Source organism: Streptomyces griseus subsp. griseus, assembly GCF_003610995.1.
Classification (GTDB): Bacteria; Actinomycetota; Actinomycetes; order Streptomycetales; family Streptomycetaceae; genus Streptomyces.
Genome location: NZ_CP032543.1, coordinates 2313373 through 2337560 on the forward strand (window position 1 = coordinate 2313373; position 24188 = coordinate 2337560).

Consider the following 24188-nt stretch of genomic DNA (forward strand, 5'->3'; position numbering starts at 1 on the left):
CGCGGACTCCGGACAAACTCTGAACAAGAGGGATGAGTGGGGCGCAGGCATAACGAGTGCACAACACCCGGGCCGCATGGCGCGAAAAGCGATGCAGGATCCGCACCTACCTGCGATTATCGGTTCGCTTCACCGAACCTCCACATCGTGCCACGCAGGTGAAGCAACCGGGTCCAGGCGATCGGAGCCCTATCCTTGTCCCGGCACGGCCACGGAACCACCGATCAGGACTCCCGGCCCCCGTAGCTCAGTGGATAGAGCAGGCGCCTTCTAAGCGCTTGGCCGCAGGTTCGAGTCCTGCCGGGGGCACACCGACCGCACGACCGTGAGGCCCTCCGCATCCGGGGGGCCTTTTGGCTGGTCGGGGCAGGTTAGCGGGGAGCGGCGTAGTGGCGGCGTAAGAGAAGATGCGGCACGGGGCCCGACTCCTCGGCACCGTCGCATATCCAGGAAAAAGGCCATTCCGGTTGAGGAGTGGGCACATGTCGGATCATCCTTGCGGGCATGACCCTGCGCTCCTCCTCCCGTGATGTTTCCGGCCCGCGTGAGTACGCCTTCGACTGGGCGCTGGTGGATGTGGAGACGTCCGGGGTCATCGCGCGGCGGGACCGGGTGCTGTCGGTCGCGGTGGTGACCATCGGTCCGGACGGGGAGCAGACCGGGGAGTTCTCGACCCTGCTGAATCCGGGCTGCGACCCGGGGCCGGTCCATGTGCACGGGCTGACCCCCGAGCGGCTGCTGGGGCGCCGGCCTTCGAGCAGGTGGCGCAGCAGATAGGTGCGCTGTTGCGGGACCGGGTCCTGGTGGCCCACAACGCCCAGTTCGACTACGACTTCCTGGCGCACGAGTTCGCGCGGGCCGGTCTCTATCTGCCGGTCTCCCAGCGGCTGTGCACCCTCGCCCTCAACCGGCAGGTGGACCCGCCCGCCGCCGACATGAAGCTGGGCACGCTCGCGGCGCACTACGGCGTGGAGCAGAGGCGGGCGCACGACGCGCTGGACGACACCCGTGTGCTGGCCGGCATCCTGCGCGCCACGCTCCGGTAGGCCGCACGGCTCGATCTGCCCCTTCCCCTGGTGGCGTGCCCGCCACGCCAGGAAACGCAGTTCGCGCCTCAGCCGCCGAAGACGCCCTGCGTGTACCGCAATCCGGGGCGGGCGGAAGTGGGCGGTCCGCTCGTGCAGGGCATGAAGATCGCCATCACCGGGGAGACAGCCACCTCGCGCGCCGAGCTCGTGGCGCGGTCGGTCGCCGCGGGGCTGAACGTCATGTCCTCGGTCAGCCGCCACACGAGCGCGCTGGTCACCAACCAGGCGGGCTCGGGTTCGGCCAAGGCGCGGCAGGCGGTGGCCGACGGCGTACCCGTGATCGACGAGCACACCTTCCTGCGGCTGCTCGACGACGTACGCCCTGGCACTCCGCACCAGGCGGCAGGGACGGAGCCGGCCACCACCCCGCTCCCGGCGAAGGCTTCCGCTTCCGGAGGCCCGGAAGCGATCGCCCCCGCGCCCGAAGCGACCGCTCCCGGGGCGACCGTGCCTGAACCCCGGGGAGCCGCTCCGGAGACTCAGGCAGCCGTTCCTGAACCGGTCGGCCCTGCACCCACAGCTGTCGGCGCACCTTCCTCGCCTTCCTCGCCTTCCTCACCGGAAGCGGCCGTACCTGCTCCACGCCGGCCGGCCCCAGCGACAGCACCGGAGGGCCGCCCCCTCGCCGGGCGGCGGGTCCTCGTCCTGGGCGGCACACACCCCGCCGCGTCCGCCGCGCGCACCCGGGTCGTCGAGTTGGGTGGTTCCGCCGCCATCAACCTCTCGCGCAGTGTCACCGATGCCGTCCTCCTGTCGGGCGGAGAGACCGATCGCCGGGTACGGCGGATGCCGGAGCTGGGACTTCCCGTGCACGACGAAGAGTGGCTGACCGACCCGGAGGACGCCCCCGCCGGAACCGGCACCGCCCCCGGGGCGGGCCGGCCCTCGGTCCCGGAGCGCCCGCGGACCCCTCTCGTCCTGCCGCGCGGCGGTGTCGTGGACCTGCCCGGCCCGCAGGGGACTCCGGCATCGTCGTGGCACATCACCGCGGCCTGGGCTCCGCAGGACGCGTGCGAGATCGACGTCGTCGCGTTCGTCCTCGACGACGACGAACAGGTCACCTTCGACGAGGACTTCGTCTTCTACGGTGCGCCCGAGAACCCCGCCGGCACCGTACGGCTGCTCACCGACGGCCCGGCGGAACAGACGATCGCCGTCGACCTGGCCTCGCTCCCACCCGCCTCCCGCAGGGTCGCCGTCGCGGCCGCCATCGACGGGGAGAGGGCCTTCGGGCACGTCGGCGCGGTCCAGGTCACCGCAGTCCCCGGCACCGGGGCCGCGCCCCTGGCCAGGGCCACCCTCGACGCCGCCACCACGGAACGCACGCTGCTCCTTGCCGAGTTCTACCGACGCGGGCCGGTCTGGCGCTTCCGTGCGGTCGGGCAGGGGTACGACCACGGGCTCGCGGACCTGGCACGCGGCTACGGCGTCGACATCGCCGACTGAGAGGCCGGGCGCGGCCCCGCAGCCCCGCGCGGCGCTACACCAGGGGAGCGGCGAGCCGGATGAGCAGCACGTGGTGCACGGGTGCCGGCTCCGCGACCTCCGTCACCGACGCCACATCGCTCCCGCCCGGCGTCTCGAACTCCTTGAGGACGCCGCCGCCGGCACCAGATCCGCGGCGAGCGGTGGCGAGGCGCGCCCTCACGTCGTACGGCACCGGCGTACGGCGGGGCGAGGGCGCCCCCTCGTACGGCACCGCCGCCAGAATTCCCCTCCCCACCCACCCCACCCGCACCCCTAAGCGGAATCCGCACCACAAGGGTGGCAGGCCGACGAAACGTTCGGTACGGCTCGACGTTCGAGGCGGCGCAAGAACGGGCAAATCGATCCTGTACGGCCCGTAGGCGGAATCACGTCGCAGGGCGCCCCCATCTCTCCGCAAACCCGTTCGGGCGAGCGCAACTTCGTTGTGCCGTCCGGGATCCGAGCCTGCTCTCCGACCGCCGAACACGCCTGCGAATCCGCGCACCACCTGGAAGGAGCGCCACGATGGCGACGCCGCTGTCCGCCGACAAGCTGCTCAAAGCCCTCCGCGACGAAGGACTCACCGTCGTCGAGCACAGGAGCTGGCGTACCAACAACCGGAATCACAAGGGGCCCTGGGCCCGACGCACGGCGTCATGATCCATCACACCGTCACATCGGGCACCGCCTCCTCGGTGGAGCTCTGCTACAACGGGCACTCCGCCCTCCCCGGCCCCCTCTGCCACGGCGTGATCGCCAAGGACGGGACCGTCCACCTCGTGGGGAACGGGCGGGCCAACCACGCCGGGCTCGGCGACGACGATGTCCTGCGGGCCGTCATCGCGGAGAAGGCCCTGCCGCCGGACAACGAGGCCAACACCGACGGCAACCGGTACTTCTACGGGTTCGAGTGCGTCAACCTCGGCGACGGCAAGGACCCGTGGCCGGCCGCCCAACTGCTGGCGATCGAGCGCGCGGCGGCCGCCGTCTGCCGGGCACACGGCTGGGGCGAGCGGTCGGTGATCGGGCACCTGGAGTGGCAGCCGGGCAAGGTCGATCCGCGCGGCTTCACCATGAACTCGATGCGTACCAGGATCGGCAAGCGGCTGGGAGGCGCACCGGACGGGCCCTCCAAGCCGCCCCCGAAACCGACGTACGAGCCGTTCCCGGGGAGCTCGTTCTTCACCGTCGGCCGCAACAGCCCCATCATCACGGCGATGGGCAAGCGGCTGGAGGCGGAGGGGTGCGGCCGGTACACGGTGGGCCCCGGCCCCGCCTGGTCGACCGCCGACCGGAACTCGTACGCGGCCTGGCAGCGCAAGCTCGGCTACACGGGCACGGACGCGGACGGTATCCCGGGGAAGACCAGCTGGGACCGGCTCAAGGTGCCCAACGTGTGAGCCTGAGCCGCACCGCCGACAGCCGCTCTACAGCGCGAGGGCCAGCAGGCCGCACGCCGCCAGCACGAACGCGGTCCGGACCTGGTGGAAGGTGTTCCAGCGGGGTTCGAAGGCCTTTCGGGCGGCGCTGTCGTCGCCGCCCTCCGACTTGGCGAGCGCGTTGTTGAGCGGGACGTTCCCGGCGATCGTGACCAGGTGACCGGCGACCACGCAGATCAGCGCCCCCACGATCGCGGGGCCCGCGACCTCGTCGTGCTCGCCGAGTCCGGTGAAGAGCGCGGCAGCGGGCAGGGCGACCACCCCGAAGAAGAGGATGAGGAAGAGGGGGCCGGGGACCTTCTCGTTGAAACGGCGCATCGCCGCCGTGAACTGCTCGTCCGTCAGGTCGCCGAGGCCCGGCATGACCGCGATCAGGAACGTCAGCATGAAGCCCGCGTAGAGGCCGGTGACGATCACGGAGAGCACGAGAAACAATGAGGTCATGGCGCACATCATGACTGATGGCAGCCGTTCACACAGCCAGGTTTCGCATGACTGTGCGAACGCCGTCAGCTGCCGGACCAGCCGTGGGGTCAGCCGATCTCCCCCTCGCCGCCGTCTCCCCCGTCCTCCGGTTCCGTGCCGTTCCTGAGGGACTGCGCCTGGCCGATCGCCGTCGCCAGCTTGCGTACCGAACCGTCGTCGGTCTCGGCCGCCAGCCTGTCGGCACGGGAGGCCAGTTCGCCGAGTGCGGGGGTGCCGGGCAGGTCGCCGCCGCGCAGAGTGTCCGCGAAGTAGGCTGCCACGGCAGCCACTTGGAGGCGCTGCGGCGCGGCGCCCCACAGTGCGCCGTCGATCGCCCCGGTCCGCACCGAGCCGCTCTCCTCGTACGCCTTGCGGGTCTTGGGGTCCAGCCAGCGCACGGTCGCCTCGGCCACCGGGCCTGAGGCGCCCTCGCGCAGCCGTACGGCGTAGAGCGCGGTCACCGTGTGGCCGGGGCCGACCTCGCCGCCGTCGACGCTGTCGTCGCGGAAGTCCTCGTCGGCGACCTTGCGGTTCTCGTAGCCGATCAGCCGGAACTGCTTCACGGTCCCGCGGTCGAAGGCGACCTGGGCCTTCGCGTCGCGCGCCCGGAGTTCGATGTGGGCGGGCAGCTGGTCGACGAAGACCTTGCGGGCCTGCTCCTCGTCACCGACGTACGTGGTGTGGCCGTCGCCGCGGTTGGTGAGCCGCTCCATGAACGCGTCGCCGTAGTCGCTGCCGACGCCGACCCCGAAGAGGGTGATGCCGTACTCGCGGCGGGCGGAGTCGATCCGTTCCAGGATGTTGTCGGCGTCGGTGTCGCCGGTGTTGGCCAGCGCGTCGGAGAGCAGCACCACCCGGTTGTTGACCCCCTTGCGGTGGCCCTTCACGGACTCCTCGTAGCCGCGCTCGACGCCCGCCTCCACATTGGTGGACTGGGCGGGCTCCATCGCGTCGACCGCGTCGCGGATCTTGTTCCGGTTGCCCTTGAGGCGGGTCATCGGCAGCCGGGTCTCGGCCTCGTCGCTGAAGGTGACCAGGGCGACCGAGTCGTCGTCGCGCAGCTCGTCGGTGAGGATGTCCAGGGACTTCTTGACCAGCCCGAGGCGGCCTTCGCCCGCCATGGAGCCGGAGACGTCGACGACGAACGTGAGGGAGGCGGGCGGCCGTTCGCCGCTCGGCGGGGCGGCCCTCGTGGCCAGCCCGACCCGCAGCAGCGACCAGTCGGAGGCCCCGGAGCCGGCGCCGCCCTTCGAGCCCGCGCCGATCCGGGCCCCGTCGACCGTGACGGAGAAGCCGTTGCCCTTCGGGCGCTCGTACCCCTGCTTGAAGCTGTTGACGAACTCCTCCGGCCGGACGACCGCCGCGTCGGGCAGCCTGCCGTCGCCCAGGGTGCGGCGCGCATAGCCGTAGCTCGCGGTGTCCACGTCCAGGGCGAAGGTGGAGAGGTAGTCCGGGGCGGCGCTGTCGGGCTTGGCCGTGTCACCGCTCTCCCCGGACTGCCGGCCCCTCTCCGGTGCCGCCGCGTCCCCCGGTGCGGGCTGCGCCCCGGTCGTCCCCTGCGGGGGGCGTGCGCCGGCGCGCTTGTCCGTGGCGGTGCCCTCCGACGACCCGGCGGCGCTGCACGCGGTGAGCAGCATCCCGGCCGCCAGCAGGAGCGCCACCGCCCCGGACCGGCGCCCGGCCCGCACCCCCGACCGTGCCCCTGTTCGGTTGCCGCTTCGCTGGTCCATCCGTAACCCCCACGTCATCACGGTGCCGCGTTCCTGTCTCGGACACCTGTGAATGTGACGTACGGGGACGCCGAGCGGAGTCGACGAAAGCGTTGCGGAACCATCTCGATGCGGCAACAGGGGCCGGGCCGGGGCCATCTGCGGCCGGGCAAACCCCGGAACATCAGGTTCAGGACACGATGTCCTTACGACTGAACCCGCGGAACGCCAGAGCGAACAGGATCAGGGCGTACGTCACCGAGATCGCCGCCCCCTTGATCATGCCGCCCCACTCCAGTTCGGGCTGGAGTGCGTCGGCCCACGCGAACTGCCAGTGCGCGGGCAGGAAGTCACGCCAGGAGCCGAGCGCGGTGACGGCGTCCAGCACGTTGCCGACGATCGTCAGCCCGACCGCACCGCCGACCGCGCCGAGCGGGGCGTCCGTCTTCGTGGAGAGCCAGAACGCCAGCCCGGCGGTGACGAGTTGGGAGACGAAGATGAACGCGACGACGAGCGCGAGGCGGGGCACGGTGTCCCCGGCCGCCAGCGCTCCCCCGGTGGGCAGTTTCAGCGGCCCCCACCCGTAGGCGGCCGTGCCGGCCGCCAGGGCGACGAGCGGCAGCAGCACCATCGCGGCGAGGCTGAAGCCGAGCGCGACGACGAGCTTGGACCAGAGCAGCCGGGTCCGGGGCACGGGCGCGGCGAGCAGATAGCGCAGTGAGGACCAGCTCGCCTCGGAGGCGACGGTGTCCCCGCAGAACAGGGCCACCGGCACCACCAGCAGGAAGCCGGCCGAGACGAAGAGCGAGGTGGCGGCGAAGTTCGCGGCGGACTCCGTCGCCACGTCCATCAGGTTGATCCGGTTGCCGCCCCGGCCGCCACCGCCGCCCTCACCGTCCGGTGTGCCGCCGATCGCGAAGGCGACGATCAGGATGAAGGGGAGGGCCGCGAGGATCCCGCCCATGAGCAGGGTGCGGCGGCGCCGCAGCTGCCGCACGGCCTCGACACGGAGGGGGAGCGTGCGCCCGGCGCGGTAGCCAGCGGCTTCCGGGTGTTCGGTCTCCACCCGGGCCTCGGGGGGCTGTACGGGGGCGCTCATGCTGCTCCTCCGGAGATCAGGGTGAGGAAGGCGTCCTCCAGGCGGCGGTGCGGGCCGACGCCGGTGACCGGGACGTCGAGGCGGACCAGGTCGGCGACGAGGCGGGAGGTGGTGGCCCCGTCGAGGCGGACGAGGAGCCCGCGCCCGTCGTCGGTACGGACGGCGGAGCCGATGCCGGGCAGGGCGGCGACCTTCTCCGCGAGCGGCTCGGACACCTCCTCCGCCGTGGTCACCAGGATCGTGTCGCCGGAACCGGTGATCTCGGCGACCGGTCCGGCCTGCACGAGCCGGCCCCGGTCCATGACGACCAGGTGGGTGCAGGACTGCTCCACCTCGGAGAGGAGGTGGCTGGAGACGATGACGGTCCGGCCCCCGGCCGCGTAACGGATCATCACGTCCCGCATCTCGCGGATCTGGGGCGGGTCCAGCCCGTTGGTCGGCTCGTCGAGGATGAGGAGGTCCGGCATGCCGAGCATGGCCTGCGCGATGGCGAGCCGCTGCCGCATGCCCTGGGAGTACGTCCGCACGGCACGGGCGAGCGCGTCGCCGAGCCCGGCGATCTCCAGGGCCTCCTCGATACGGGCGTCCTCGGTGGGGCGGCCGGTGGCCTGCCAGTACAGGTCCAGGTTGGCGCGTCCGGAGAGGTGCGGCAGGAAGCCCGCGCCCTCGACGAAGGCGCCCACCCGGGAGAGGACCGGGGCGCCGGGGCGGATGGCCTGCCCGAAGACGCGGATCCCGCCCTCGTCGGGGGTGATGAGCCCCATCAGCATGCGCAGGGTGGTCGTCTTGCCGGCGCCGTTGGGGCCGAGGAGTCCCAGCACCTGGCCCTTCTCGACGCGGAAGGACAGCTCACGCACGGCGTACCGGTCGACGGACTTCGCGTACTTCTTCGAGAGGCCGGTGATCTGGAGCGGTACGTCGGTGAGTTCGGGGTCGGGCGCGGGCGTCGCGGTGCGGCGGCGCGCGGTGAGCAGGAGGGCGGCCGCGATGACGAGGGCGGCGGCCGGGAGGCCCCAGGTCCACCACGGGAGGGTGGCCGCGGCGGTGGCGACAGCGGGTGCGGTGGGGACGGTCAGGGGTCCGTCGAGGGTGACGTTGTACGTCGCGGGCTCGGCCGGGGACGCGTACCCGAGGTCGGTCGCGGAGAAGACCAGCCGCATCCGGTGCCCGGCGTCGAACTCGTGGTCCACGGCGGGCAGGGCCAGCTCCACCGGCTTGCCCTGCTGGTCGGGGGTGATCCGGTAGGGGGCGACGAGCTGGGAGGGCAGCACCTGCTGCCTGCCGTCCGGCGACACGTCGTACACCTTGCCGAAGAGCACCGCGTCCCGGCCCTCGGTGGCCTTGACGGTCACGCGGACGGTGGGGGTGCCGGTGACGCGTACGGAGGTGGCCAGCGGGGCCGACTCGAAGCGGCCGGACTGCCCGGGGAAGTCGAGGGAGAGGCCGACGCCGAGCGAGGAGAGCTGGGAGAGGCCGCCGCCGACGCCGGGGACGGCGGAGATGGCGGGCGGAGCGGAGCCGGCGGGGTTGCGGAAGGTCTTCGTCCCCTCCGCGAGCGCGATCTCCCTGCCGCCGCTGCGCAGCCCCGGGTAGGTGTCGCTGCTCGCGCCGCGCTTGAGGGCGGCACCGTCGGTGGAGTCGATGCCTCCGGTACGGGTGACACGGAAGGCGGGACCGGTGTCGGTGCCGGTCTCCTCCTTCAGGTACCGGTCGAACCAAGCGCCGACGCGCCCCTCGACCCGGCTCGTCTCGTTGTCGCCGCCGTCGTGGCCGCCGGAGATCCAGTCGACGGAGACGGGCGCGCCGTTGGCGCTGATCGCCTTCTGCATGGCGTCGGCGTGGCCGAGCGGGAAGAGGGAGTCGGACTGGCCCTGGAGGAGGAGCGAGGGCACCTTGATGCGGTCGGCGACGGCGGACGGCGAACGCTCGGTGAGCAGCCGCACCGCCTCGGCGTCGGGCTTGCCGCTGACCGCGACGCGCTCGTACATCTCGCAGAGCCGCTTCTCGAACTTCTCGCAACCCCCGCCGGAGGTCACGAAGATCCCGGCCCAGAGCTTCTTGAAGACCCCGTCGGGGAAGAGGGCGTCGGCCAGGTTCCAGTACGTGATCACGGGCGCGATGGCGTCGACCCGCTGGTCGTACCCGGCGGCGAGCAGGGAGACGGCCCCGCCGTAGGAGGCGCCGGTGAGGCCGACCCGGGGATCGCCCTTCCCGTCCAGCTCCACCTCGGGGCGCTCCGCCAGCCAGTCGATGAGTCCGGAGACGTCCTTGACCTCGCCTTCGGGGTCGTTCAGGGAGATCGCCCCGCCGGACTTGCCGAACCCGCGTGCCGACCAGGTCAGCACCGCGTATCCGTCGGCGGCCAGCTTCTCGGCCTGGGCCCGCACGTCGTTCTTGCTGCCGCCGAAACCGTGGCCGATGAGCACGGCGGGCCGCTTACCGGAACCTCCGGCGGTGAAGTACGAGGTGTCGATCGGCACCCCGCCCGGCCGCAGCATCCGGTCCTCGCGCTGCACGGCGGGCGGGCCGTCGTCGGCGACGGCGGTCCAGGTGCCACCGCCCACGAGCACGGCGAGCGCGGCCACGGCCGCGGCCCACCGGCCAGGGGTACGGGGCAGCAGGCGCCGCCATCGAACAGTAGGGGTCTCCATCCCTCGACCCTAAACGGAGGATGCCACCGGCCGAAGTGCCATCAGGGGGAGGTGGGCAGCCTCCCTGAGAGGTACGGTGCGCCCTGCCCGTACTCCGGATGCGGTACGGCCCTTATCCCGGCCGAAGCCCATTGCGGACATTGGCCGCGCAACGACCGCGACGGCCGAGACGCCCGCCCCGGCTGCGACGCCCGGGACGGCCGCGACGCCCACGACGGGCCCCGGGACCCGCGGCTATGGCCCGACACCCTGACGACAACCCGGCCGGCACCGGCCGCGACGTTCCCGACTACACCCCGGCCCGCACCGGCCGGGGTGCGGCGAGATCGATCGGCGTCTCCACCGGCAGCAGCGCGGCGGCCTTCTCCCGCTCCCCCGCCCGCACCGCCGTGTGCACCTCGTGGGCGAGCGGGGTGACATCGCGTACGGAGACGGTCCACTCGTCCGCGTACCGCCGTGCCGCCTCCCCGCCCAGCCCGAGCTGGAGGGAGCGGTACGGGAGCGGGTTCAGGTCCAGGTCGCGTTCGGGGTCCCACTGCACCCGGGCGGGGGCGGTGCGCAGGCTCTGCTTCCAGGACGCCTCGTCCGGGTGCACATCGCGTACGTAGTGGGAGAGTTCGGCACGCGCGAGCGCCCACTCCAGGCCGCTCCGGTCGATCTCGACGGCGAGGACGACCTCCTGCCCCTCCTTGGTGCCCCACCCGCAGCGGTACATCATCCACAGGAAGCTGGGCTTGATCCACGTCATCCGGTCCCGCTTCCACTCGGCGGGGAACCGCCCGTCCCGCGCGGCGGGGAGCCCGATGGCGGGGCGGTACGCCTGGTAGACGGTGACGGTGGTGGCGGTGTGCAGCGCGCGGATCTCGTAACGGGGCGGGAGGGGCGGGGTGTTCATGGGTCACAGGATGCGGGGCGCGTCCACCGCCCGGCACCTGGTTTTCGGCGTGCGGCAGGCCCCGTCGCGACCACGGGGGTACGACGGGGCCTGCCGGACGGCTCGCGGTCAGTGGTTGCGCGGGAACCCCAGGTCCACGCCCGCCGGGGCGTCCGCCGGGTCCGGCCAGCGGGTGGTGACGACCTTGCCGCGGGTGTAGAAGTGCACGCCGTCGTTGCCGTAGATGTGGTGGTCGCCGAAGAGGGAGTCCTTCCAGCCGCCGAAGGAGTGGTAGCCCACCGGGACCGGGATCGGCACGTTGACGCCGACCATGCCGGCCTCGACCTCCAGCTGGAAGCGGCGGGCCGCCCCGCCGTCGCGGGTGAAGATCGCGGTGCCGTTGCCGAACGGCGAGGCGTTCATGAGGGCGACGCCGTCCTCGTACGTGTCCACGCGGAGCACGCACAGCACCGGGCCGAAGATCTCGTCCCGGTAGGCGTCGGAGTCGGTGGAGACCTTGTCCAGGAGGGAGAGGCCGATCCAGTGGCCGTCCTCGAAACCCTCCACCGTGTGGCCCGTGCCGTCGAGGACGACCTCGGCGCCCTGGGCTGCGGCGCCCGTGACGTACGAGGCGACCTTGTCGCGGTGGGCGGCGGTGATCAGCGGGCCCATCTCGGAGGCCGGGTCGTTGCCGGGGCCGATCGTGATCTTCTCGGCGCGCTCGCGGATCTTGGCGACCAGCTCGTCACCGATCGCGCCGACCGCGACGACCGCCGAGATCGCCATGCAGCGCTCGCCGGCGGAGCCGTACGCCGCCGAGACCGCCGCGTCGGCCGCCGCGTCCAGGTCGGCGTCCGGGAGGACCAGCATGTGGTTCTTGGCGCCGCCGAGGGCCTGGACGCGCTTGCCGTTGGCGGAGGCGGTGGCGTGGATGTAGCGGGCGATGGGGGTGGAGCCGACGAAGGAGACGGCCGCCACGTCGGGGTGGTCGAGGAGACCGTCCACCGCGACCTTGTCACCGTGCAGGACGTTCAGGACGCCGTCCGGGAGGCCCGCCTCGGCCGCCAGCTCGGCCAGCAGGTTGGCCGCCGACGGGTCCTTCTCGCTCGGCTTCAGCACGAACGTGTTGCCGCACGCGATGGCGAGGGGGAACATCCACATCGGCACCATGGCCGGGAAGTTGAACGGGGTGATGCCCGCGACCACGCCGAGGGACTGGCGGATCGAGGAGACGTCGACCCGGTTGGAGACCTGGGTGGAGAGCTCGCCCTTGAGCTGGGTGGTGATCCCGCACGCCAGCTCCACGATCTCCAGACCACGGGCGACCTCGCCCAGCGCGTCGGAGTGCACCTTTCCGTGCTCGGCGGTGATCAGCGCGGCGATGTCGTCACGGTGGGCGTCCAGCAGCGCGCGGTAGCGGAAGAGGACGGTGGTGCGCTGGGCGAGGGAGGACGTGCCCCAGGTCGCGTACGCGGCCTTCGCCGCGGCCACCGCGGCGTCGACCTCCTCCACCGAGGCGAGCGCCACCTGCGTGGTGACCGCGCCGGTGGCCGGGTCCGTGACGGGACCGTACTGGCCCGACGTGCCCTCCACTGTCTTGCCGCCGATCCAGTGGTTGACGGTCTTCGTCATGACGTACTCCTTCAGGCTTCAGGCAGGCGCAGGCGTGGTTTCACAGGTGGTGGCGTCGGGCGGCGACCCGCCGGTCGTACTCTTCCCGGGCCTCGACCGCTGCCGGCCGGCTCGCGGTTTCGGCCACGGGAACATCCCACCACGCCTGTGCCGGAGGGGGGCCCGACACTGTGTCGGGCGTTTCGGTCTCGACGTAGACACAAGTGGGGCCTTCCGCGCTGCGGGCCTCCGCGAGGGCTTTGCGCAGGTCGTCGACGGTGGTGGCGCGCAGGACCCGCAGGCCGAGGGAGGCCGCGTTGGCGGCGAGGTCGACGGGGAGCGGCGGGCCGGTGAAGCCTCCGTCGGTGTCGCGGTGCCGGTAGGCCGTACCGAAGCGCTCGCCGCCGACCGCCTCGGAGAGGCCGCCGATGGAGGCGTACCCGTGGTTCTGGAGGATCAGCAGTTTCAGCGGCAGGTTCTCCTGGACGGCGGTGACGATCTCGGTGGGGTTCATCAGGTACGTGCCGTCGCCGACGAGCGCCCAGACGGGGCGGGGCCGCTCCTGCGTTCCGGTCGCGAGCAGGACGCCGATCGCGGCCGGGATCTCGTAGCCCATGCAGGAGTAGCCGTACTCCACGTGGTACTGGTCGCGGGAGCGGGTGCGCCAGAGCTTGTGCAGGTCGCCGGGGAGGGAGCCGGCGGCGTTGATGAGGATGTCGTCCTCGGTGACCAGGGTGTCGAGGAGGCCGAGCACCTGGGTCTGGGTGGGGCGCGCGGCGGACTCGGGGGTGGTGAAGGACGCCTCGACCCGTTCCTCCCACGCTTCCTTCGCGCCGGTGTACTCCGTCTCGTACGCCGGGTCGACGCGGTATCCCCGTCCGGCGAGCGCACTGGTGAGCGCCTCCAGGCCGGTGCGGGCGTCGGCGACCAGCGGGAGGGCGGCCAGCTTGTGGGCGTCGAAGCCGGTGATGTTGAGGTTGAGGAAGCGGACGGCCGGGTTCTCGAAGAGGGTGCCGGAGGCGGTGGTGAAGTCCGTGTACCGGGTGCCGACGCCGATCACCAGGTCGGCGGTGCGGGCCAGTTCGTCGGCGGTGGCGGTACCGGTGTGGCCGATGCCGCCCACGTCCGCCGGGTGGTCGTGGCGCAGGGCCCCCTTGCCCGCCTGGGTGGAGGCGACCGGGATGCGGGTGGCGGCGGTGAAGGCGGCCAGCGTCTCCTCGGCCGCGCTGTGGCGGACCCCGCCGCCCGCGACGATCAGGGGGCGGCGGGCGGAGCGCACCGCCCGTACGGCCGCTTCCAGTTCGGCCGTGTCGGGCGCCGGCCTGCGCACCCGCCAGACCCGCTCGGCGAAGAACTCCTCCGGCCAGTCGTACGCCTCCGCCTGGACATCCTGCGGCAGCGCCAGCGTGACCGCGCCCGTCCCGGCGGGGTCGGCGAGGACCCGCATCGCCTGGAGGGCCGCCGGAATCAGCGCCTCCGGGCGGGTGACCCGGTCGAAGTAGCGCGAGACGGGGCGCAGGCAGTCGTTGACCGACACGTCACCGGCGTAGGGGACTTCGAGCTGCTGGAGCACGGGGTCGGCGGGCCGGGTCGCGAAGGTGTCGCCGGGGAGGAGGAGGACGGGGAGGTGGTTGATGGTGGCGAGCGCGGCGCCGGTGACGAGGTTGGTGGCGCCGGGGCCGATGGAGGTGGTCACCGCGTGCGCGGAGAGCCGGCCGGACTGGCGCGCGTACCCCACGGCCGCGTGCACCATGGCCTGTTCGTTGCGGCCCTGGAGGTACGGCATGCGGGGCGCGGTCCGGACGCCGCTGCGGTCGCCGTTCCGCCTGCCGCTCCCGTTGCCCGCCTCCACGAGTGCCTGGCCGATCCCGGCGACGTTGCCGTGGCCGAAGATGCCCCAGGTCGCGTTGATCAGCCGGTGGCGGCGGCCGTCGCGCTCGGTGTACTGGCGGGCGAGGAAGGCGACCAGTGCCTGAGCGGTGGTCAGGCGGCGGGTGGGGGCGGGCCTCGGGTCGGGGCTCGGGCTCGGGTCGGGGCCCCGGCTCGGGTCGGGGCTCGGGCCGGCGGGACTCGTCGGGCTCAACCTGTTACCTCCGGGCCGGGCGACGGACGCGCCGTGTCCGGGCGGGCCGTCTGCGGATGCTCCGTGTACAGCGGCAGTCTGGCGTCGACCGGCTCGTCCCGCCAGGTGTCGCGGATCCATCCGTGGTCCGGATGGTCGCGGATCAGCCAGGCCCGCTCCTCCCCCGGCCCCGCCATGACGTTCAGGTAGTACAGCGTGCGGCCGGGCGGGGCGATGGACGGGCCGTGCCAGCCGTCGGGGATGAGGACCGCGTCACCGCTGCCGACCTCGGCGAGGACATCCGTACCGCCCTCGCGCGACGGCGAGACCCGGTGGTAGCCGAGGCCGCCGCCCGCCACCTCGAAGTAGTAGATCTCCTCCAGCTCGCACTCCTCGCCCGGCACCTGCTCGTCGTGCTTGTGGGGTGGGTACGAGGACCAGTTGCCGCCGGGGGTGAGGACCTCGACGGCGATCAGGCGGTCGCAGTCGAAGGTGTCGGCGGCGGCGAAGTTGTTGACCTGGCGCGAGCAGGTGCCGGTGCCACGCAGTTCGACGGGTACCTCCGGCGCGGGGCCGTAGCGAGCGGGGAGTCGTCGCTCGCACTTCGCTCCTGCCAGGGCGAAGCGGCCTCCTGCGCCGGAGGCGATCTGCGCTCGGTCGTCGCGCGGCACGTAGGCGAAATCGCTCACCCCGCTGAACACGCTTTCCCGGCCCAGCAGTTCAAAGGTGTCACCTGCCGTACGCACCGTACAGCCACCGGTCAACGGCAGAACGATCCATTCACACTCCCCGGTGACAAGCGTATGAACTCCGCCCGGCTCCAGCTCCAGAACGCGGAGATGGGACCGGTCCCATCCGGCCATTTCCGGGTCGATGTCCAGGACATAGGGCCCGCGCCCCGCGCTGCCGGAGGGCAGGTGGTGGCGCGCGGCGGAAGGAGTGCCCCCGGTGCCGCCGTCGTCTCGCTCGTGGTGCGTGTCCATGGCCACTCCTTACCCGGCTACAGCAGCGATACGGCCGTGTCGACGGCGCCCGCCACGTCCCCGTCGACCGGGTAGAGCAGCGAACGCCCCACGACCAGCCCCCGCACGGTGGGCAGCCGCAGCGCCTCGCGCCACTTCCCGTACGCCCCGTCCAGGTCGTCGCCCACCTCGCCGCCGAGCAGGACGGCGGGGAGCGTGGAGGTCTCCATGACCTGCGCCATGTCGTCCGGGTCCGCGGTGACGGGGACCTTGAGCCAGGTGTACGCGGAGGTCCCGGCCAGGCCCGACGCGATGGCGATGGACGTGGCGACGGCGGCGGCGCCCAGGTCGTTGCGGAGGCGGCCGTCGACGCGGCGGCAGAGGAAGGGTTCGACGAAGACCGGCAGCCGGTGCGCGGCCATCGCGTCGATGGCGCGGGCGGCGGCGTGCAGGGTGTCCAGGGAGCCGGGGTCCTCGTGGTCGATGCGGAGCAGCAGCTTCCCCGCGTCGAACCCGTGGCGGACCAGGTCCTCGGGGCGGTGCCCGGTGAACCGGTCGTCCAGCTCGAAGGCGGCGCCCGCGAGCCCGCCCCGGTTCATGGAGCCCATGACGACCTTGTCTTCCAGGGCGCCGAGGAGGAGCAGGTCGTCCAGGACGTCGGCGGAGGCGAGGACGCCGTCGACGCCGGGGCGGGAGAGGGCGAGGCAGAGCCGTTCGAGCAGCTCGAACCGGTTGGCCATGGCGAGCGCCCGGTCCCCGACGGCGAGGGCGCCGCGCGCGGGGTGGTCGGCGGCGATGATCATCAGCCGGCCGGGGTGGGGCGGGCCCCCGTGGGCGGTGGCGGTGTCTGCCGTACGGAGCAGGGGGCGCCGCTTCCGTCGGGCGGCGGCTTCGGCCACCGCTTCGGGGTGTTCGGCGCGGAGCCGGACCAGGTCGCGGACGGAGGGGGCGGCGGGGGTGGCAGGCGTGGCGGGGGTCATGAGGCCGCTCCGGAGGGCCCGGAGGCGATGTCGTCCGTGACCGCCCCCTCTGCGAGCGCCCGCTCCACCTCGTCCGGGAAGGGCATCGCGGAGGAGCAGGCGATGCGGGAGGCGACGATGGCCCCGGCGGCGTTCGCGTACCGCATGGTCCGGGCGACGTCCCAGCCGGCCAGCAGCCCGTGGCAGAGCGCCCCGCCGAACGCGTCCCCGGCGCCGAGCCCGTTGACGACCTCCACCGGCAGCGGCGGCACATCGGCGGTGGAGCCGTCGCGGCGGACGGCGAGGACGCCCTTCGGCCCCTGCTTGACGACGGCGAGCTCCACCCCGGCCGCGAGCAGGGCCCGGGCAGCGGCGTGCGGTTCGCGCTCGCCGGTCGCGATCTCGCACTCGTCGATGTTGCCGACGGCGACGGTGGCGTGGGCGAGCGCTTCCCGGTAGCGGGCAGGCGCCACGGAGCTGTGGTCTCCGCCGTCCCAGAACATGGGCCGCCAGTCGAGGTCGAACACGGTCGCGGCGCGGGCCCCCCTGGCCGGGTCCTCGCTGCGGACGCTCTCGCTGTGGGCGCCCTCGCTGAAGGCACCCCTGCGGCCGGCGCCCTCGCTGCGGGTGCTCTCGCTGCGGGCCCGGAGCGCCGCCAGCGTCGCGGCGCGGCTGGGCTCGGCGCTGAGCCCGGTGCCGGTCATCCAGAAGATCCGCGCATCGCGCACCGCGTCCAGGTCGAGCTCCGCCGGGTGGATCTCCAGGTCGGGCGCCTTGGGCTGCCGGTAGAAGTGGAGCGGGAAGTCGTCCGGCGGGAAGATCTCGCAGAAGGTGACCGGGGTCGGATACGCCTCGACCTCCGTCACCCACCGGTCGTCCACCCCGAACCCCTGAAGCTCCTGGTGGAGGTAGTCCCCGAAGGCGTCCCGGCCGGTCCGGGTGATCACCGCCGTACGCCGCCCCAGCCGCGCCGCCGCCACCGCGACGTTCGTCGGGGAGCCGCCGAGGAACTTGCCGAACGTCTCGACCCGGGCGAGCGGCACACCGATGTCCAGGGGGTAGAGGTCCACCCCGATCCGCCCCATGGTGATCACGTCGTACGGCTCAGGCATGCGCATCCCTTCGACCCCCGGTGGCCGGCTGATCCCAGGTCTAGTCCCCTCCCGGGAACCCTGTCAACATTTTGTCCGGACATTCGGACGAACTCTTGACACTCGTCCGCACGGGCCGCGACGCTGGGCGATATGACCCCCTCCGCGCCCTCTTCGGCCCGCATCCGCATCGGCTCGGCACCCGACTCGTGGGGGGTGTGGTTCCCCGACGACCCGCAGCAGGTGCCCTGGCAGCGTTTCCTCGACGAGGTGGCCGAGGCCGGGTACGCGTGGATCGAACTCGGTCCGTACGGCTATCTCCCCACCGATCCGGCCCGGCTGACGGACGAGACCCGCAGCCGTGGGCTCACCGTCTCCGCCGGCACCGTCTTCACCGGATTGCACCACGGGCCCGACGTCTGGGACCGGACCTGGGCGCATGTCGCCGACATCGCCGAACTGACCCGGGCCATGGGCGCCGAACACCTGGTCGTCATCCCCTCCTTCTGGCGCGACGACAAGACGGGCGAGGTGCTGGAGGACCGCACGCTCACCCCCGCGCAGTGGCGGGAGCTGACGACCCAGACGGAACGGCTCGGCCGGGAGGTCCAGGAGCGTTACGGGCTCCGCATCGTCGTCCACCCGCACGCGGACACCCACATCGACAGCGAGGAGAACGTCAACCGCTTCCTCGACGCCACCGACCCCTCCCTCGTCTCGCTCTGCCTGGACACCGGGCACTACGCCTACTGCGGCGGCGACAGCGTCAAGCTCATCGAGACGTACGGGGAGCGCATCGGCTACCTCCACCTCAAGCAGGTCGACCCCGAGATCCTGGCGGCCGTAGTGGCGGAGGAGATCCCGTTCGGCCCGGCCGTGGCGCGGGGCGTGATGTGCGAACCGCCCGGTGGCGTACCCGCCTTGGAGCCGGTCCTGGACGCGGCGCGCGCCCTGGATGTCGACCTGTTCGCGATCGTGGAGCAGGACATGTACCCGTGCGACCCGGACAAGCCGCTCCCGATCGCGCGCCGCACCCGCGAGTTCCTCCGCTCCTGCGGACGGCCCTGACCGCTGGGTCACACCCCCGTACGCCCGTCGATGCGCTCGCGGATCAGGTCGGCGTGCCCGCAGTGGCGCGCGTACTCGCCGATCATGTGCGTGTAGATCCAACGCAGCGTCACCTCCCCGCCCATGAACGGGCTGGTCTCGTCGAGTCCCCGCCCCGCGCAGTTCTCCCGCCCCCGCCGGACCTCCTCCTCCCACACCGCCACCGCGCTCTCGTACGTGGCGTCCTCGGTGAGCTCGAACCCACCGTCGTGCCCCGTGCCCCCTCGGCGGGGGCGAACAGCGGTGGAACGTCCTCCTGCACAAGGACCCGGCGGAACCAGTTCCGCTCCACGGCGGCGGCGTGCTGGACCAGCCCGAGCAACGTGATCGACGAGGGCGCCGCAGAGGCCTCACGGAGCCGCTCCTCGGGCAGTTCGGCGGATTTCTGGGCGAGGGTGGCGCGGTAGAAGTCGAGCCAGCTCTCCAGGTTGGTGCGCTCGTCGGCGGCCAACGGGGGCATCGGGCGTTCGGAAGTGCTCATGGTCATCATCGTGGCATCCAGGTCTGACATCGCCCGGACGGTGAGGAACACGCCCCCTGCCCTTGCCCTCACAGACCAGCGCGCCGCCCGCTCCACCACGCCGGTGAACCGGCCGCCCACGCGAGCGGCGAGCCGGTGGAAACGGGCGGCCTGAACACCGCTGGGCGAACTTCTGCGAAATCGGCTCCCATCCCGCTTCCGGAACCGCGGGCCAACCGCCCAGGCCCCCCCGGACAGCGGCGGGTTCCGGGCCCAGGGCGGCGACGAAGGCTCGGCCAGGTCCGCCGGACGGCACCGGCCCCCATCGGGATCGGCGGACACCCGGCTGGGGCCAGCCCGACAAGGCACTTACCGTTCGCCCCTTCTGTCACACCAGTAACTGTTTCGCCACACATATCTCCGTTACGCGGGTTTTCCGTCACAGGCGCACAACAGCCCCACCCCGCCTGCCGTTCGTTGTCGTTCAACCGGGCGCAGGCTGCGTGATCACCGGAGCAGAACCGGTCAGAACAGAGCAGCGCAGAGAGGTGTCACGGATGACGGACAGAACACTCTGGTCCTACAAGGACATTGCCGCGCACATCCAGGTCCAGCCGGACACCGTCCGCTCCTACCGCAAACACGGCCTCCTCCCGCCGCCCGACCAGGTGAAGAACGGAAAGCCGTACTGGTACGGCGACACCGTCCGCGCCTGGGTCGCCTCCCGCCCCCGCAACCGGGGCCGCTGACCCCGCCCCGGACCGGCCCTTACGGCCGGGCCTCCCTCCTGAACAGCGCCGTCCAGAGAAAGGACTCACCGAAGACCGGAGATGCGGGCGCCTCGTCGCGCATCCGGCGCAGCTCGGTCTCCGTCAGCTCCGAGACCGAGAAGATGTCGCGCAACTCCTCCAAGGTGTAGGCGAGTCCGCCGCCCAGGCTCCCCTGCCGGTAGAGCTCCGCGTCCGGCAGCTCGGAGCCCATGCCGCCCTCCCCCGCCGCGAAGCAGGTGAGCGCGAAGTGGCCGCCGGGGGCGAGGCAGCGGTCGAGGAGCCCGAGGTAGCTGACACGCCGGTGGGGCGGCAGGTGGTGGAAGCACCCGGAGTCGTAGATCAGGTCGTACGGCCCGGACAACTCCGCCCCACCCGCCCCATCGTCCCGGTCCGCCGTCAGAACGAAGGCGTCACCGCAGTGGAACCGGGCCCCGGCTCCCGGCACTTCGGCGCGCTCCTCTGCCCAGGCGATCGCCGCCGGGGAGAGGTCGATCGCGTCGACGTCGAAGCCGAACGAGGCAAGCGCGTGCGCGTTGCGCCCGGGGCCGCAGCCGAGTTCGAGCGCGCGGCCCGGGGTGACCAGCCCCCGGTCGACGTACGAGACGAGGCTCTCGTCGGGCTTCTCCGCGAAGAACGGCACCGGCTTCGCACGGTCCTCGTAGAAGCCGTCCCACCACGAGGCGGAGTCGGCGGTCCAGCGGTGCGCCTCGGGTGCGAACACGCCGTCCAGGAGGGTCAGTACGTCGTCCGTCGTGCGGATGTTCCGGTGCATCCGGTTCCCTTTCCCCATGCGCCAATTTTAGAGAGCAGGAGAGGGAAATCCCAGGTCACGTGCGGTTGGGCGATCGCACTGACAGGGCTCGAACGGGCTGCGGCCGGGACGGTGGCCACCCCCCTCCCCGCCCCGCCGCCACACCCTCCGCGCGCCTGCCACAGCCCTCCAGAAGGCCTTGCGGGGCCGCCCCGGGAGCCGTTTCCGAACGGATTCCGGGGCGGTCTCGCACGAGGACTCCCTCTACGCCCCCGCGGTGGCCTTCTCCCCTTCCCGGGTCCCCGCCTCGGGTGTCTCTCCCCCGGTCGTGGGCTCCCCCGCGCCGCCCGTCCCACCCTTCGTACCGGAGGAGCCGGCCGGGGCCGACTCCCCTTCGCTGAGGCCGAACCTCTGGTGAAAGGCGCGCAGCGGCCTGGGTGCCCACCAGGTGGCGCGGCCCGTCAGCTTCATCACCGCGGGGACCAGCAGGCTGCGGACCACCATGGCGTCCATCAGGACGGCGAGGGCGATCCCGAGCCCCAGCATCTTGGTGTTGGTGACCCGTGAGGTGCCGATGGCGACCATCACGACCGCGAGGATCACGGCGGCCGCGGTGATCAGACCGCCGGTGCGGGACAGTCCGAAGGTGACCGAGCCTTCGTGGTCGCCGGTGCGGTCGTACTCCTCCTTGATACGGGAGAGCAGGAAGACCCCGTAGTCCATGGAGAGGCCGAAGGCCACGCAGAACATCAGGACGGGCAGGGTCGTCTCGATGTCCCCCGTGCTGGTGAAGGCGAGGATCCCGGAGAGGTTGCCGTCCTGGAAGACCCAGACCACCGCACCGAACATCGCCGTCAGGCTGAGGGCGTTGAGCAGGACCGCCTGGATCGGGATGAGCACGCTGCCGGTGAGCAGGAAGACCAGGAGCAGCGTCACCACGACGATGATGCCGATCGCCCACGGCAGCCGGTCCGCGATCGCGTCCTTGGAGTCGACGAGGACCGCCGCCGTGCCCGTCACCGAGGTGTCGAAGGAGTCGGCGGGCAGCGCGCGCAGGTCCCGTACGAGCTGCTGGGTCTCCTCCCCGACCGCCTCGCCCTCGGGCAGCACGCCGAAGTACGCGGCCGAGTCCCCCGTGACCGGGCCGTCGACGCGCTGCACGCCCGGGACCTTCTCGATCCGGTCCTTGAGGGCCTCGTACGCAGCAGGCGTCCCCTCACCCTCGACCAGCACCTCCAGGCCGCCGCTCGGACTTCCGGGGAAGCCGTCCCGTATGTGCTCCTGGACCACCCGCGACTCGGCGCCGGCGGGGAGCTGGCGGTCGTCCGCCGTACCGAACTTGACGCCGAGGAAGGGCAGTCCGAGGAGGACGAGCCCCACCGTGGTGACGATGGCGAAGACCGGTGCCCGGCGCATCACCAGCCCGGCGAAGCGCGCCCACCCCCTGCCGGTCTCCCCGGCAGCGGCTTCCGTCCTCTTCCTGCGGCGCAGCAGGCGGCGCAGGTCCAGCGCGTTGACCCGGGGGCCCAGCAGCATGAGCGCGGCGGGCAGCAGGATCAGTGCGGCGGCCGCGGCCAGCAGGACCACGGCGATCCCGGCGTAGGCGAAGGACCGCAGGAAATACTGCGGGAAGACGAGCATCGCCGACAGGGACACCGCGACGGTCAGCGCGGAGAAGAGGACCGTGCGTCCGGCCGTGCGCAGCGTGGTGCCGACCGCCGTCCGGGTGTCGGCCCCGGCGTCCAGCTCCTCGCGGAAGCGGCGGACGATGAACAGCGCGTAGTCGATGGCGAGTCCGAGGCCGAGCGCCGTGGTGAGGTTCATGGCGAAGACCGAGACATCGGTGAACTCGGTCAGTCCGCGCAGCACGGCGTTGGTGCCGAGGATCGCGACGATGCCGACAAGGAGCGGCAGCATGGCGGCGATCGCGCTGCCGAAGACCATGACCAGCAGGACGAGCGTCACCGGCAGGGCGATGAGCTCGGCCCGCAGCAGGTCCTCCTGGATGATCGTCTGCATCTCGTGCTGGACGGCGACGGGCCCGCCGACCGAGACCTTGACCGGCCCGCTCTCGCCGGCGAAGTCGGAGACGATCCGTTCGAGCGTCTCGCCCGCCTCCGTCTCGTCGCCCCCTATCCGGGCCGCGATGAGCGCTTCGCGGCCGTCCTCGGCACGCAGGGCGGGCGCCTTGGTCTGCCAGTACGACGTGACTCCGGATATGTCCTGCTCGGCGGTGAGGCGCTCGGTGAGCCGGGCGGCCTCGGCGGCCACCGCCGGGGCGTCGACGGAGGCGGTGCCGCTGTCCACCAGCAGGAGCACGTTGGGCTGCGAGGCGGGGAACTCCCGCTCCAGCGCCTCGGTCGCATAGGACGACTCGGCGTCGGGGGCCTGCCAGCCACCGCTGCCCATCCGGTCGGCCACCCCGCTCCCGGCGAACACGGCGAGGGCGGTGATCACCAGGGCGGCCAGCAGGGCGAGCCGCGGCCTGGCGGTGACGAACCGGGTCCATCCTCCGGCCGGCTGCGGACCGGAGGGCCCGGACGGACGGGACGGCCCGGCCGTGCCGGCTGAAGCGGGTGGACCGTTGACTTCGGACATGGTGCGGTGTCCCCTTCACCGAGACCCGGCGGCGCAGGGCAGCATGGGTCGGTCGTTGCCACTTACACTGGCAAACACGAGTGATCGCTCGCGTTTCATTAGAATGCGAGTGGCCACTCGCGTTTGTCAAACGCATCACGAAAGCTGGGGATCACCGTGCCGGAGGCCAGAGCCAGGAAGGGCGCCACAGGGGACGGCGCAGCCGAAAAACCCGCGACCGACGGAGCCGGCGGCACCGCGGGGCCGGAGGACTCACCGGGGGCGCCCCGCCCGCGCCGCCGCCAGGCCCGGGGCGAGGCGCGTATCGCCCAGCTCCTCCAGGCGGCGGCCAGCGTCTTCTGCACCAGCGGCTACACCGCGTCCAGCACCAACGCCATCGCCCGCGAGGCCGGCGTCTCCCCGGGCACGCTGTACCAGTTCTTCCCGAACAAGGAGGCCATCGCCGTAGAGCTCGGGGACCAGCTGCTCCACCGCTGGCGCGACACGTACGGGGCCGCCTTCACCCCGAGCCACCTCGAACTGCCCCTCGACCGGATGCTGGACGCCGTCCTCGACCCGCTGATCGCGTTCAACTGCGAGAACCCGGCGTTCTTCGTACTGATGCACGGCTCGGAGATCCCCGGCCGGATCACCGAGGAGCACGACACCCTGCACACCACCATGCTGAGCCGGGTCGAGGAGATCCTCCTCAGCTACCTCCCGGAGGTCCCCGCCCCCCAGGTCCACCGGGTCGCCGAGATGGCCTTCATGGTGTTCAAGGCGGGACTCGACCTGATCATGGCCAAGGAGGGCGAGGAGCGCGAGGCCTACATCCGGGAGCTGAAGGCGGCCATGTACCGCTACCTGGACCCGCTGCTCGGCGACGACTCACCCCACCTCGCCCCGCACGCCTGCGAGGGCCGGAGCCTCCAGGAGCGAACCCCCTGAGACCCCCAGGAGCGCATCCCCGACCGGCAGCGCATGGCGCGCCCACCCTCATCAATACCCCTAGGGGTATAGTATGGAGTCAGCGGGGCGCCCCGGGC

General features: G+C 72.2%; 16 protein-coding genes, 1 tRNA gene and 3 pseudogenes. 6 read left to right on the plus strand and 14 right to left on the minus strand.

The genetic code is table 11. From position 1 onward, the window contains the following. The first annotated feature begins 236 nt into the window (after nt 1-236). Together D6270_RS10630 and D6270_RS10635 are read left to right on the plus strand one after the other, a co-directional pair. Nucleotides 237-309 (plus strand) — tRNA-Arg (locus tag D6270_RS10630). 195 nt (nt 310-504) lie between these two features. Further along, nucleotides 505-2534 (plus strand): annotated as a pseudogene (locus tag D6270_RS10635) (TerD family protein). Nucleotides 2535-2568: 34 nt separating this feature from the next. On the opposite strand, the gene D6270_RS10640 reads toward D6270_RS10635, so the two are convergent. Next, complete coding sequence (locus tag D6270_RS10640; protein WP_158650498.1) at nt 2569-2811, minus strand: hypothetical protein; 243 nt, start codon at nt 2809-2811, stop codon at nt 2569-2571. Between the two features lie 269 nt (nt 2812-3080). Between D6270_RS10640 and D6270_RS10645 the strand changes: the two are divergent. Next, nucleotides 3081-3955: pseudogene (locus D6270_RS10645) on the plus strand (peptidoglycan-binding protein). A gap of 27 nt (nt 3956-3982) precedes the next feature. On the opposite strand, the gene D6270_RS10650 reads toward D6270_RS10645, so the two are convergent. From D6270_RS10650 to D6270_RS10695, 10 genes are all read right to left on the minus strand, one after another. Next, entirely contained in the window at nt 3983-4450 is a 468-nt protein-coding gene (locus D6270_RS10650; RefSeq protein WP_109165630.1) for an anthrone oxygenase family protein, read from the minus strand. 77 nt (nt 4451-4527) lie between these two features. After that, entirely contained in the window at nt 4528-6189 is a 1662-nt protein-coding gene (locus D6270_RS10655) for a vWA domain-containing protein (protein WP_109165629.1), read from the minus strand. A 169-nt stretch (nt 6190-6358) separates the two neighbouring features. Then, nucleotides 6359-7267 carry an ABC transporter permease gene (locus tag D6270_RS10660; RefSeq protein ID WP_109165628.1) on the minus strand — a complete coding sequence of 303 codons (909 nt, stop codon included), beginning with the start codon at nt 7265-7267 and terminating at the stop codon, nt 6359-6361. Further along, nucleotides 7264-9918 (minus strand): alpha/beta fold hydrolase, encoded by a 2655-nt coding sequence (locus tag D6270_RS10665; protein WP_109165627.1) that lies wholly within the window; start codon nt 9916-9918, stop codon nt 7264-7266. Before D6270_RS10665 ends, D6270_RS10660 begins: the two co-directional genes overlap by 4 nt. 289 nt (nt 9919-10207) lie before the next feature. Beyond that, nucleotides 10208-10813 carry a DUF4291 domain-containing protein gene (locus D6270_RS10670; protein ID WP_109165626.1) on the minus strand — a complete coding sequence of 202 codons (606 nt, stop codon included), beginning with the start codon at nt 10811-10813 and terminating at the stop codon, nt 10208-10210. A gap of 108 nt (nt 10814-10921) precedes the next feature. Further along, nucleotides 10922-12424, minus strand: coding sequence for a CoA-acylating methylmalonate-semialdehyde dehydrogenase (gene mmsA / locus D6270_RS10675; protein WP_109165625.1), 1503 nt, complete (start codon nt 12422-12424; stop codon nt 10922-10924). A gap of 40 nt (nt 12425-12464) precedes the next feature. Then, the gene (gene iolD / locus D6270_RS10680) at nt 12465-14486 is read right to left on the minus strand and encodes a 3D-(3,5/4)-trihydroxycyclohexane-1,2-dione acylhydrolase (decyclizing) (protein WP_391039435.1); all 2022 of its coding nucleotides are present in this window, start codon (nt 14484-14486) and stop codon (nt 12465-12467) included. Next, the gene (gene iolB / locus D6270_RS10685; RefSeq protein ID WP_109165624.1) at nt 14483-15448 is read right to left on the minus strand and encodes a 5-deoxy-glucuronate isomerase; all 966 of its coding nucleotides are present in this window, start codon (nt 15446-15448) and stop codon (nt 14483-14485) included. Before iolB ends, iolD begins: the two co-directional genes overlap by 4 nt. A gap of 17 nt (nt 15449-15465) precedes the next feature. Beyond that, nucleotides 15466-16407: a Cgl0159 family (beta/alpha)8-fold protein gene (locus tag D6270_RS10690; RefSeq protein ID WP_109165623.1), complete on the minus strand. Its 942-nt coding sequence runs from the start codon at nt 16405-16407 to the stop codon at nt 15466-15468. Further along, nucleotides 16404-17498 carry a 5-dehydro-2-deoxygluconokinase gene (locus tag D6270_RS10695; RefSeq protein WP_109165622.1) on the minus strand — a complete coding sequence of 365 codons (1095 nt, stop codon included), beginning with the start codon at nt 17496-17498 and terminating at the stop codon, nt 16404-16406. Before D6270_RS10695 ends, D6270_RS10690 begins: the two co-directional genes overlap by 4 nt. 132 nt (nt 17499-17630) lie before the next feature. Between D6270_RS10695 and D6270_RS10700 the strand changes: the two genes are divergently transcribed. After that, a complete protein-coding gene (locus D6270_RS10700; protein WP_109165621.1) occupies nt 17631-18545 on the plus strand; it encodes a sugar phosphate isomerase/epimerase family protein in 915 nt (304 codons plus the stop codon). An 8-nt stretch (nt 18546-18553) separates the two neighbouring features. Here D6270_RS10700 and D6270_RS10705 read toward each other — a convergent pair. Beyond that, nucleotides 18554-19065, minus strand: a pseudogene (locus tag D6270_RS10705) (DinB family protein). 536 nt (nt 19066-19601) lie between these two features. Between D6270_RS10705 and D6270_RS10710 the strand changes: the two are divergent. Continuing rightward, nucleotides 19602-19793: a helix-turn-helix transcriptional regulator gene (locus D6270_RS10710; protein ID WP_010064909.1), complete on the plus strand. Its 192-nt coding sequence runs from the start codon at nt 19602-19604 to the stop codon at nt 19791-19793. A 19-nt stretch (nt 19794-19812) separates the two neighbouring features. On the opposite strand, the gene D6270_RS10715 is transcribed toward D6270_RS10710, so the two are convergent. Both D6270_RS10715 and D6270_RS10720 read right to left on the minus strand, forming a co-directional pair. Beyond that, nucleotides 19813-20586, minus strand: coding sequence for a class I SAM-dependent methyltransferase (locus D6270_RS10715; protein ID WP_109165620.1), 774 nt, complete (start codon nt 20584-20586; stop codon nt 19813-19815). 243 nt (nt 20587-20829) lie between these two features. Further along, nucleotides 20830-23163, minus strand: coding sequence for an MMPL family transporter (locus D6270_RS10720; protein WP_109165619.1), 2334 nt, complete (start codon nt 23161-23163; stop codon nt 20830-20832). 156 nt (nt 23164-23319) lie between these two features. Here D6270_RS10720 and D6270_RS10725 point away from each other — a divergent pair, with 156 nt between their 5' ends. Next, nucleotides 23320-24090, plus strand: a complete 771-nt coding sequence (locus tag D6270_RS10725) for a TetR/AcrR family transcriptional regulator (protein WP_109165618.1) — start codon at nt 23320-23322, stop codon at nt 24088-24090. The last annotated feature ends 98 nt before the right edge of the window (nt 24091-24188 follow it).